This is a genomic window from Aneurinibacillus danicus (assembly GCF_007991215.1).
Classification (GTDB): Bacteria; Bacillota; Bacilli; order Aneurinibacillales; family Aneurinibacillaceae; genus Aneurinibacillus; species Aneurinibacillus danicus.
In genome coordinates, this window is record NZ_BJXX01000075.1 from 1 (window position 1) to 11002 (window position 11002).

The window sequence follows — 11002 nt, forward strand, 5'->3', positions numbered from 1 at the left end:
TCACGATTTTCACAGAAAAAACAGAGGCTTTGGCCACTTCAGGAGAAATAACGACTGTGGTAAGCCTCTGTTTTTTTGTTATTTCAACACCATATCACGAAGTGTACGACGCAGGATTTTCCCGGTCGTATTCTTCGGCAACTCGTCTAAGAATACAATCTTGCTTGGCACTTTGTACTTCGCAAGCTCGGTACGGCAGTGCGCTTTCAGCTCTTCTTCCGTGAGCGATTCATCGCGGGCCACCACATACGCCTGCACCGCTTCCCCCAGATTTTCGTCCGGCACCCCAATCACTGCCGCCTCGATGACCTGCGGATGTTCATACAGCACTTCTTCCACTTCACGCGGATACACATTGTAACCGCCTACAATAATCATGTCTTTTTTCCGGTCTACAATGAAGATATACCCGTCTTCATCCATATACGCCATATCGCCTGTATACAGCCAGCCGCCCTGAATGGTGCGCGATGTTTCTTCAGGCATATTTAAATACCCTTTCATGACGTTCGGTCCCCGCACAATGAGCTCGCCGACCTGACCGCGTTCAAGCTCTTCTCCTTCCGCGTCGACGATTTTGTTCTCTACGCCCGGAATATCCACTCCGATGGATCCCGGCTTTCGCACGCCATGGACCGGATTGAAGGCCGTAACCGGAGACGCTTCCGACAGCCCGTATCCTTCGGAGATAACTTTACCGAATTTCTTCTCAAAATTGTGCAGCAGCGCTACCGGCAGGGACGCTCCTCCGGAGATGCAGATGCGGAGTGAAGCAAGGTCTTCGGGCGATACGCCCGGTGTCTGCATAATAAAGTTATACATCGTCGGTACACCGACAAATAAGGTCGCTTTGTGTTCACGAATCGCCTGCACAACCTCTGTCGGACTGAATTTGGGCAGAATAAGCATGGTAGCGCCAATCGCGATAGGAGCGTTCATGCACACCGTCATGCAGAACACATGAAACATCGGAAGCACGGTCACGAACGTATCTGCCTCTGTTACGCCCAGGTATTCGGCGATCGCTTCCGCGTTCGATGCTAAGTTGCGCTGTGTCAGCATCGCGCCCTTCGGCTGTCCTGTCGTGCCAGACGTATATAAAATGACCGCCAGATCGTCCCCGTCAATTTCCGGACGCTGCCAGCCTTCACTTGAATGCGCTGCTATTTTTTCGAATGGGGTTGTCCACTTATGCTCGGAATCTCCGCCGACCAGCACAACTTCGTGTAAATCCGGCAGCATCTGCTTTATGCCTTCAAATGCCGGCAGCAGCGGAGCAGCCGCAATCGCCACCTTGGACTGGCTGTTATGCAGGATATACATAATTTCTTTCGGCGTATAAATCGGGTTAATCGGCACAACTGCGGCGCCGGTTAATAAGACACCGTAATACGAAATCAAAAAATGCGGTGAATTTCCCAGCAGCAGCGCGACATGGTCGCCTTTTCCGATGCCTTTTTCCGCCAGATAGGCTGCGGTATTCTTCGCCTGTTGATACAGTTGACCGTACGTTGCCTCCATGCCCTGAAAGATATAGGCGATCCGCTCCGGAAATTCCCGAACTCCCCGCTCGATGTTCTCAATTAATGTCATTATGAGTAGCCACCCCTCTTTTTTTTCATAACTTTCTGTCGAAGTCCGGCGAAAAAAGAGAACGGGCGGGCAGGCGTCGTCCTCGCCAGCCCGCCCTTGGATTACTTCACTGTCGTTGTGTACTGTTCGGCTTCGATAATACGCTTCGCGATTTCACGCTTGAGCGCAATTGTATTGATCGGCTGCATGCGCACCAGCTTTTTCACGATAGAAAGCTGCGTACGGAGCACATCGCCTTCGCTTGTCGCAACGAGCACTTCTCTCGCCCACTTCTCAAGGTCAGACCATACTTCCTGGAAGTAAGCGCGCGTCATGTCTACCTGCAACTGCGCTGCGGCTTCGCCTTTGCGGCTCGCCGTCTTCTTCGCACGAAGCAGCGCGGATTCGAGAGCATAAATCGTGATCATCATATTAGACAGGTTCTCAAGAATCTCTTGTTCCCGATCGATTTTCTGCATGTATTTCTGTACGGCCGTACCGCCCACCATCAAGAAAAGCTTCTTCGCGGATTCAAGCATCTTGCTTTCCGCCTCCAAAAGCTCGGCCGACTCGGACAGATCCATGGGCGGCATATAGCCGGTCAGCTCTTTTTGCAGCGTTTGGAGCTTCTCCATAAGCGGCAGGCGTCCCTGCATAGCACGCTTCAACAGCGTACCCGGGATGAGCAAGCGGTTTACTTCATTTGTACCTTCGAAGATACGGTTAATGCGGGAATCCCGGTAGATTTGTTCAATCGGATACTCGGAAATGTAGCCGTATCCGCCGTGAATTTGCACGCCTTCGTCCGCTACAAAATCCAATGCTTCCGAAGCGAATACTTTCACGATGGAATATTCGATTGCATGTTCTTCGATCGCTTTGGCAGCTTCATTGAACACGTTCTCCTCCATATTCAGATGCTGCATTGCCGCTTCTAAATAACCTCCGGTGCGGTATGTCAGCGCCTCATTCACAAAGGTGCGGATCGCCATATCCGCAATTTTATTTTGAATAAGCGGGAAGTTGGCAATTTCCGTGTTGAACTGCTTACGCTCCTTGGCGTACTGAGTCGCCAGTTGAATCGCCCACTTGGATGCGCCAATTGCGCCAACACCGAGCTTGTAGCGGCCGATGTTCAGAATGTTGAATGCGATTTTATGGCCCTGCCCTGGCTCACCTAACAGGTTTTCCACCGGCACTTCTACATTTTCCAGAATAAGCGGGCGAGTCGACGAACCTTTGATGCCCATCTTCTTCTCTTCCGGTCCTGTGCTTACACCCGGGAATTCTTTCTCCACGATAAACGCTGAGAATTTCTCGCCGTCGATTTTTGCATAGACGATAAATACATCTGCAAAACCGGCATTGGTAATAAATTGCTTTGTCCCGTTCAAAACGTAATGTGTGCCTGCCTCATTAAGTACCGCCGTCGTTTTTGCCCCCAGCGCATCAGAGCCGGAAGACGGTTCAGTGAGGCAATACGCCGCAATTTTTTCCCCGGTCGCAAGCGCCGGCAGATACTTTGCTTTTTGCTCAGGATTACCGAAAATCACAATTGGCAGTGTTCCGATTCCGACATGTGCGCCATGACTTAACGAAAACGATCCGCCGCGCACTATGTGTTCGCCAATAAGGCTGGAACTGATTTTGTCAAGCCCCGCACCGCCGTACGCTTCCGGAATGTCGGTGCCCAAAAGCCCCAGCTCGCCTGCTTTCCGCAGCAGTTTGACTGTTAATTCATAGTCAAGTTTCTCAATTTCTTCCCGTTTCGGCGCCACTTCGCCTTCGATGAAGTCGCGCGTCATGCGCGCAATCATCTGCTGTTCTTCATTAAAATCTTCCGGAGTAAATATGGAATGAATGTCCGCTTCTTCTAAAATAAACTGTCCGCCTTTTGGCACTGTGTCCTGTACGCTCATGCTGATTCCTCCCATAGTAGAATTTATATAGAATAATCAAGTAGATAAGAAAAGCCGGAGGATAAGCAGCTGGACGTAAATGTGTAAAAAGGCGGCTGCCTTTTTCTTTCATCCAGCTTCTCCCCTCTTCCTCCTTCTTACTGCCAGCATTAATTTATGAATTCGAATACACCTGCGGCGCCCATGCCGCCGCCGATACACATGGAGACGACACCGTATTTAGCGCCTCTGCGCGCCGCTTCATGAACAAGCGATACCGTCAGCTTGCTGCCCGTGCAGCCGAGCGGGTGGCCGAGCGCAATCGCGCCGCCGTTGACATTCACTTTGCTTTCGTCAATCCCTAAATGACGGATAACCTGAAGGGCCTGAGAAGCAAACGCCTCGTTAATTTCAAACAAGTCGACCTGCTCCTGCGTAATACCTGCCAGCTTCAATGCTTTCGGAATGGCGACAATCGGGCCTACCCCCATAATATCCGGGTCAACACCGCCGACAGTGAACGAGCGGAAGATCGCAAGGGGCTTGAGTCCCAGCTCTTCCGCTTTTTCCCGCGACATAACAACAACCGCCGCCGCTCCGTCACTTGTCTGCGAAGCATTCCCGGCCGTAACGCTGCCGCCTAAGCGGAACGGGGATTTCAGGCGGGCCAGCCCTTCCATACTTGTATCCGGGCGTACACCTTCGTCCGTATCGAAGACAAATTCACGTACTTGAAGCTTGCCTTTTTCATCAAGATACTTTTCCTTTACGATAATCGGGACAATTTCTTCTTTAAACTTACCCTCTTTAATTGCGGCTGCGGCTTTCATATGACTCGCTACCGCAAACCGGTCCTGGTCCTCACGGCTGACATTAAACCGCTCGGCCACGTTCTCTGCCGTATGTCCCATGCTGATGTAGATTTCCGGATACTTCTCGACGATTTCCGGGTGTGGGGCCGGCTTGTAGCCTGTCATCGGCACATGGCTCATGCTCTCCACCCCGCCCGCAATCACAACGTCGGCGTAGCCGCACATAATTTTCTCCGCTGCAATTGCGATTGACTGCAAACCGGATGAACAAAATCGGTTAATTGTAAACGCCGGAACCGTATTCGGCAGACCGGCATATACCGAAATAATACGCGCCATGTTGAGTCCCTGCTCGCCTTCCGGCATCGCGCAGCCAATGATAACATCTTCAATCATATCCGGCTCAAGTCCCGGCGCGCGGCGTACGACTTCTTTCATTACCGCCGCGCCCAGATCTTCCGGACGAGTATTTTTTAACGTTCCTCTGGGTGCTTTCCCTACGGCTGTTCGCACAGCCGATACAATGACCGCTTCTCTCATCTCTTCCGCTCCTCTCTAATTGCGCAGTGGTTTACCCTTCGTCAGCATATGGTGCATCCGCTCCTGGCTCTTTGGCTCGCCGCACAGACTTAAGAACGCCTCACGTTCGAGGTCAAGCAGGTATTGCTCGGTTACGTACGTGTTTCGGTTTACATCACCGCCAGAGAGCACATGGGCCAATTTTTTTGCGATTTTCGCATCATGGTCGCTAATGTATCCCCCCTGACGCATCGTATAGATACCGAGATTCAACACGGCTTTCCCGTCAGCCCCGACCACACGTATCTTCTCTTGACGCGGCGGCTCATAACCCGCCATATCCAGCGCAAGCACCGACTGCTTCGCGTCGTACAGCAGGTGATCGCGATTCATGGAAATCGCATCTCCACGGCGCAGAAATCCGAGCTCACGGGCTTCTTCCGCACTGGTGGACACCTTTGCCATTGCAATCGTCTCGAACGCTTTGTTGACGAATGGCTGCAGGTCTGCCTTCGGGTCGATGGCATCGATCCCTTTTGTGGCACGCCAGATTACTTCTTTCGTGCCGCCGCCGCCCGGAATTACACCGACGCCGACTTCAACAAGCCCCATATATGTTTCGGCCGCTGCCTGAATTTTTGCTGTCGGCAGACACACTTCCGCACCGCCCCCCAGCGTCATGCCAAACGGAGCCGAAACGACCGGCTTCTTCGAATATTTCAGCGCAAGCGACGCCTGCTGGAAACGATGCACAAGATAATTGATATCATCCCAGTTATCGTCCTGTGCTTCCAGCAGCACCATCATTAGATTGGCGCCCACGCAGAAGTTCTTCGCCTCATTGCCGATGACAAGTCCGCGATAATTCTTCTCTACTTCATCGAGCGATTTAAACAGCATGTCAACAATATCAAAGCCGATGGCGTTGTTCGGTGAATGGAACTCGAGGCAGGCCACTCCGTCGCCGATATCGATGAGGCTCGCTCCCGAATTGGATAGAATCGGCTTCGCGGTTTCCTTATAAGCAGAAAGCTTCAACCATTCGCGCGCACGTTCTTCTTCCTGGCGTTCCCCGGCCAGCGTGTGATAATAGGTGGTGCCGTTTTCTTTTTGGTAGAATGACGTCTGTCCGGCAGAAAGCATGGTTTCCACCCACTGCGGAATCGTCTCACCTTCCTGCTTCATACGTGCTACCGATTCTTTTACACCGATCGCATCCCACGTCTCAAAAGGACCAAGCTCCCAGTTAAAGCCCCACTTCATTGCCTTATCGACACTGACAATATCATCGGCAATTTCCGGCAGTTTGGCCGCCGAGTAGAGCAGCACTTTTTTCAAGATGTTCCAGGTAAACTGTCCTTCTCTGCTTGGACTGTAGACAAGCGCTTTCAGGCGCTTCTTCAACCCGCCGGCCGCTTTCGCCTGTTCCACGGCAGGCAGCTTGGCTTTCTTCATCGGAATGTATGTCAATTCTTGATAATCCAGTGAAAGAATCTCACGTCCGGACGGCGTTTTCTTCTTCTGATAGAATCCTTGGCCGGTTTTATCACCCAGCCAGCCTTTTTCCACCATCTTATGCAGCAGTTCCGGCACCACAAATGCGGCTTTCTCCTGTTCATCCGCTACGTTCTTATGCACGTTGGCCGCCACATGCACGAATGTGTCCAGCCCAACCATATCGAGCGTACGGAAGGTAGCACTCTTCGGACGTCCGATAACCGTGCCGGTCATCACATCGACCTCCTCGATGCCGAAGCCGCCGTTCTGCATTTCTTCGAACGTTACAAGCAGGCCGTATGTGCCAATCCGATTGGCGATAAAGTTCGGTGTATCCTTTGCCAGCACGACACCTTTACCCAGCTCGCGCTCGCCGAACCGTTTCATAAAAGCGATTACATTTTCATCCGTATCGTTGCCCGGAACAAGCTCGAGCAGCTTCATGTAGCGCGGCGGATTGAAAAAGTGCGTGCCGAGGAAATGACGGCGGAACGCTTCGCTTCTTCCTTCTACCATCTTATTAATTGAAACACCGGACGTGTTGGAGCTAACAATCGTACCTTCCGTCCAGAACCGCTCTATCTTCTTCCATAGCTGCTGTTTAATCTCCAGATTTTCTACGATTGCCTCCACAATCCAGTCTACTTCTTTCAAGCGAGATACGTCATCTTCTAAATTTCCTGGAATAATGAGGTCAGCGTTCTTCTTAGAATACAGCGGCGCCGGCTTCGTCTTCAGCAGTCTTGCCTTCGACTCCGCGGCTATCCGGCTGCGCACGGCGGGATGTTCAAGCGTCAATCCCTTCTTCTCTTCCTGCTCTGTAAGCGCGTGCGGTACAATGTCTAACAGGTACGTCTGAATGCCTGCATTCGCCAGGTGCGCGGCAATTGCAGCTCCCATCACACCTGAGCCTAACACCGCGGCTTTTTGAATGCGTCTCTCCATTGTGCAGCCTCCTCGTCTTCTAAATATCAAGTATTGAATGAATACTCATTCATATATCGAAAAATAAAAAAATGATATGAATATGAAATGTTCTGATTATTATTGTAGTACACAATTGCCAGAATTTCTACCCCATTTTTTAGAAATTACATTCTTTTTTTGACAGACAAGCAGCAAGCTAGGTATAGTAAAAATAGTAAAAACATTCCCAGCGTGAAAGGAGTACAAGCATGACCGGACACGTATTGATGCTGTTTCTAACGATTGCCGCTCTCATGTCTTTTATCTTGATTATTCTCGGCCTGCTTCCGCAGCCGGAGAAAGGCAATCAGCGCCAATTCAGCCTGACCATTTGGGGTCTTGTGCTTGCAGTGGCGACGGTTGTGTTATATTATCTTGAACCGATGCTGTTTCCGGCGTAATTCCTATCAGCTTAGAATAAGCACAGGCGAGCGTCAAATCCTTGTATTTAAGATTTGACGCTTTTTTCATGTAAAAAGAAAAATCGTTCCCTTCGCAACATTGTGCCTGCACAATACGTATGTAATGATGAACTCCAATGTTTACTTCTTTCCTCCCTGTACGCTGCATAGGGAGGCTTTTTTTATAAAAAATGGGAAAGAATAAAAGCGAAACCGTACGTAAAGGAGGAACTTCAGCTATGAATCTGCTTACCTGGGTTGCGCTTATTTTCGCGGCGCATTTATTGATGTATTATGCGCTCGGTACTCCCTCATGGTTCGTTACTTCCATACTGGCTACACTCGTATGGGCGGCGGTATTGGGCGTCGGCAGTGCTCTGTTCAAGCAAAAAAGGAAGAGGCGCGTATAGTTTTCCACAAGGATATCTCCCTGCGTTCACGAAATGTATTAGAGACAACGCATGTAAAAAGCAGGAGGGATAAATCTATGCGATTTTTAATTGTGGGAGCAGGGGCGATCGGCGGCTACTTCGGCGGACGCCTCGTCCAAAAAGGGGAAGATGTAACTTTTCTTGTCCGTCCGCAAAAGCAAAAGCAGCTGCGGGATACAGGACTGGTCATCAAAAGTGTGCACGGTGATTTCAGTAATCCGGTACAGACGATTACGCACGGAGAGCCGGCCGGTCCGTTCGATTGTATCATTCTCGCAGTGAAAGCGTATCATCTGCCGCAAGTACAGCGCGACATCGCGCCTTACGTAAGCAGCGATACGATGATTCTTCCGCTTCTGAACGGCTACGAACACTTCACGCAGCTGATGGAAGCATTCGGTGAAGAGCGCGTGCTTGGCGGGCTATGCTTCATTGAGACAACCCTCGACAAAGAAGGAACCGTCATCCAAACAAGCCCACGCCACGATATCGTGTTTGGAGAATGGCACGGCGGCATATCGGAGCGTACGCAGACGCTGCTATGCCACCTGGATAATGCCGGCTTTACCGTCACCCTCAGCGAGAACATCCAGCGCGACATCTGGCAGAAATATATCTTTATTGCCAGCATGAGCGGTATTACTACGCTGATGAGCATGCCGGTGGGACCGATTCTTGCCACACCGGCCGCACGCACCGTGTATGAACGTCTGCTGCACGAAATCGTATCGATTGCCCGTAACCACGGGGCACCCATTGACGAAGAAACAGAGGCCCGGACACTGAAGACGATGGAATCTCTGAGTCCGGAAATGAAGTCATCCATGCAGCGTGACATGGAGAAAGGGCTGCCTGTCGAAGCAGATCACCTGCATGGAGCGTTGCTTTCTCTCGCCTCGCCGGAAGAAGGATTCTACCCGGTTTTAGAGTCCGTATACGGCCGGTTGAAAGTTTATGAAAAAACATTGCGTCTGTAGTGCATAGAAGAAAAACTCGCCTGATTGGTTCAGGCGAGTTTTTCTTCTATGCACGTATCCTATCACATCTGCGACTAGGAAACCGCGACAAATTTCCCTCTTACATACGTATATTCCACACCATTTTCTAAGCAGCATTTTTTGTATTTCTTGCCGCTGCCACACGGACATGCATCATTGCGCCCCAGCTTGGTCGCTTTTTTGCGCTTCGTTTTCCCCTTGGCCCCGCGCCCATCCGCTTTGGATACTTTCATCGGCTCTACGCTCTCCTGTTTCATTAAAGCTGCAGGCTCCCGCTTTACCGGCGCGGACGCAGGCTGTGCTTTTATGCTTGACAGGTCGAGTTTTTCTCCAAGAATGTCACGTATTTTCGCCTTTGCCTCATCTGCAAAACCGTCTTGTTCATGATACCCTTTTGCTGTATAACCTGTGGAACCCTCGTTTTTCTTTGAACACCAGGCATAATGCGAATCCAACGAATCTTTGAGCCATTCCGTGTAAAATGTATCAATTACATCCGCTTCGCCGGCAAAGCCGGACAGATTGCCCTGGTATTTTTCCGCAAATGCGTCGGCATATTTTTTCATCGAGAGCGTGAGGCTTCGTTTTTCTCCACTGGTCATTTCCTTATATGTACGAATAAGAATCACCTCTACTCCTCTTCAATTATTGACCATATCTTTTTATTTTACAAACTCTTGTCCTAAAGGGAAAGAAAATGCATCAAAGAAATACAATTTAAAATTATCTGATAAATAAGATAAATTACCTGCTGTCCCCTATCTTCCCGGATTATCTCCATATTCCTACCGCTTCTCTATCTATACAGACACAGATACAGTAGAAAAAATTGATGAAAAGTAAACTCCAGCAAATCGATTAAAAAAAGGCTGTGCCCTCAAGTAATTTCTACGTTTGGGACAGCCCCGATCCTAAAATCATTTTGATTTTCAGAAAGAATATTGATTCATCTCGGCATATTAATGAAACTCAACATCAATCCCTTTCTTCGCATCATCCTTTAATTTAGGCATACGAATTTCAAGAATTCCATTCTTGTACGTTGCCTTAACACCTTCTGAGGAAACACGGGATGGTAAGCTGATGGAACGTTGAAAGCGACCGACAAAGCGCTCTTGCCTATGCATATGTTCTTCCTTGACTTCATTTATCCTGTTTACTGTTCCACTAACGGAAAGGATATTATTATCAATGCTGATATCCACGTCTTCTTTCTTTTCTAATCCCGGAATATCGCATGTGGCGACAACTTCGTTTTCCGTTTCGTAAACATCAACTCTTAAAGCACCAAAGTTCTGATTAAACCCTGTAGCAAGAGAAGGAAAATCAGTGGTGAAGAAACGATTTAATTCTCGTCTCATGTTATCCAGTTGACGGAATGGTTCATAGGGAATCAAAGACATATGTTATGACCTCCTAAATCATTTTCACTATTATCTTCTCCAACATAATCAACTTTTACTCAGCTACCGCAAAACGGGAGGAGCGAAATTCCTTCTCGCAACCAAAAAAAGGGCCTTTGCAGACCCTTCCATTAGGAAAGCTTGTATAAGTGTGCCTTTTTCAGCAGTTTGTCTTTATGATTGGCGTCTTCACAGCTAGAGTAGAGCTGCATGTAGTAGTTATACCGGATCTGGCTCCATATTCTTTTGATTTTCTCTTTCATTTCTCCTCTTTCCCTTCTTCACTTATCTTTCCTACCATCTATAGACCTGCTTTATTTATATTTCCTACTATCTTTTTGCGTATCTTCCGTGAAACTATACTAGTATTTTACGATATGGATGAGTTTCGTCCCAGGTAAAATGGTCGTATTTAAGCAAAGCCACCATGGCCGATTGGCCACAAGACCTGCTATGAAAATGAAAGGAAGGGCGGCTGACTTTTGTGGTATAAGGGAAAAGAGAG

Annotated in this window: 9 protein-coding genes; 3 read left to right on the top strand and 6 right to left on the bottom strand. The window is 49.2% G+C overall.

The genetic code is table 11. The annotated features are described in order from the left end of the window. Nucleotides 1-78: 78 nt before the first annotated feature. The 4 genes from ADA01nite_RS08965 to ADA01nite_RS08980 form a co-directional block, all read right to left on the bottom strand. Entirely contained in the window at nt 79-1593 is a 1515-nt protein-coding gene (locus tag ADA01nite_RS08965; protein ID WP_146809617.1) for a fatty acid--CoA ligase family protein, read from the bottom strand. Nucleotides 1594-1694: 101 nt separating this feature from the next. Beyond that, nucleotides 1695-3491 (bottom strand): acyl-CoA dehydrogenase FadE, encoded by a 1797-nt coding sequence (locus tag ADA01nite_RS08970; protein ID WP_146809618.1) that lies wholly within the window; start codon nt 3489-3491, stop codon nt 1695-1697. A gap of 149 nt (nt 3492-3640) precedes the next feature. Beyond that, nucleotides 3641-4822, bottom strand: coding sequence for an acetyl-CoA C-acetyltransferase (locus tag ADA01nite_RS08975; RefSeq protein WP_146809619.1), 1182 nt, complete (start codon nt 4820-4822; stop codon nt 3641-3643). 15 nt (nt 4823-4837) lie between these two features. Beyond that, nucleotides 4838-7243: a 3-hydroxyacyl-CoA dehydrogenase/enoyl-CoA hydratase family protein gene (locus ADA01nite_RS08980; RefSeq protein ID WP_146809620.1), complete on the bottom strand. Its 2406-nt coding sequence runs from the start codon at nt 7241-7243 to the stop codon at nt 4838-4840. 230 nt (nt 7244-7473) lie between these two features. Between ADA01nite_RS08980 and ADA01nite_RS08985 the strand changes: the two genes are divergently transcribed. The 3 genes from ADA01nite_RS08985 (at nt 7474) to ADA01nite_RS08995 (ending at nt 9073) form a co-directional block, all read left to right on the top strand. Further along, nucleotides 7474-7665, top strand: coding sequence for a hypothetical protein (locus tag ADA01nite_RS08985; RefSeq protein ID WP_146809621.1), 192 nt, complete (start codon nt 7474-7476; stop codon nt 7663-7665). Nucleotides 7666-7904: 239 nt separating this feature from the next. Beyond that, the gene (locus ADA01nite_RS08990) at nt 7905-8075 is read left to right on the top strand and encodes a hypothetical protein (RefSeq protein WP_246147276.1); all 171 of its coding nucleotides are present in this window, start codon (nt 7905-7907) and stop codon (nt 8073-8075) included. A 77-nt stretch (nt 8076-8152) separates the two neighbouring features. Then, complete coding sequence (locus tag ADA01nite_RS08995) at nt 8153-9073, top strand: ketopantoate reductase family protein (protein ID WP_146809623.1); 921 nt, start codon at nt 8153-8155, stop codon at nt 9071-9073. Between the two features lie 74 nt (nt 9074-9147). Here ADA01nite_RS08995 and ADA01nite_RS09000 read toward each other — a convergent pair whose 3' ends face one another. Then, complete coding sequence (locus ADA01nite_RS09000; protein WP_246147277.1) at nt 9148-9723, bottom strand: SEC-C metal-binding domain-containing protein; 576 nt, start codon at nt 9721-9723, stop codon at nt 9148-9150. Nucleotides 9724-10053: 330 nt separating this feature from the next. Continuing rightward, a complete protein-coding gene (locus ADA01nite_RS09005) occupies nt 10054-10497 on the bottom strand; it encodes an Hsp20/alpha crystallin family protein (RefSeq protein WP_146809624.1) in 444 nt (147 codons plus the stop codon). Between the last annotated feature and the right edge of the window lie 505 nt (nt 10498-11002).

Coding starts and splice junctions, on each gene's coding strand:
- ADA01nite_RS08965 (WP_146809617.1), bottom strand. CDS start 1,593: ATGACATTAATTGAGAACATCGAGCGGGGAGTTCGGGAATTTCCGGAG.
- ADA01nite_RS08970 (WP_146809618.1), bottom strand. CDS start 3,491: ATGAGCGTACAGGACACAGTGCCAAAAGGCGGACAGTTTATTTTAGAA.
- ADA01nite_RS08975 (WP_146809619.1), bottom strand. CDS start 4,822: ATGAGAGAAGCGGTCATTGTATCGGCTGTGCGAACAGCCGTAGGGAAA.
- ADA01nite_RS08980 (WP_146809620.1), bottom strand. CDS start 7,243: ATGGAGAGACGCATTCAAAAAGCCGCGGTGTTAGGCTCAGGTGTGATG.
- ADA01nite_RS08985 (WP_146809621.1), top strand. CDS start 7,474: ATGACCGGACACGTATTGATGCTGTTTCTAACGATTGCCGCTCTCATG.
- ADA01nite_RS08990 (WP_246147276.1), top strand. CDS start 7,905: ATGAATCTGCTTACCTGGGTTGCGCTTATTTTCGCGGCGCATTTATTG.
- ADA01nite_RS08995 (WP_146809623.1), top strand. CDS start 8,153: ATGCGATTTTTAATTGTGGGAGCAGGGGCGATCGGCGGCTACTTCGGC.
- ADA01nite_RS09005 (WP_146809624.1), bottom strand. CDS start 10,497: ATGTCTTTGATTCCCTATGAACCATTCCGTCAACTGGATAACATGAGA.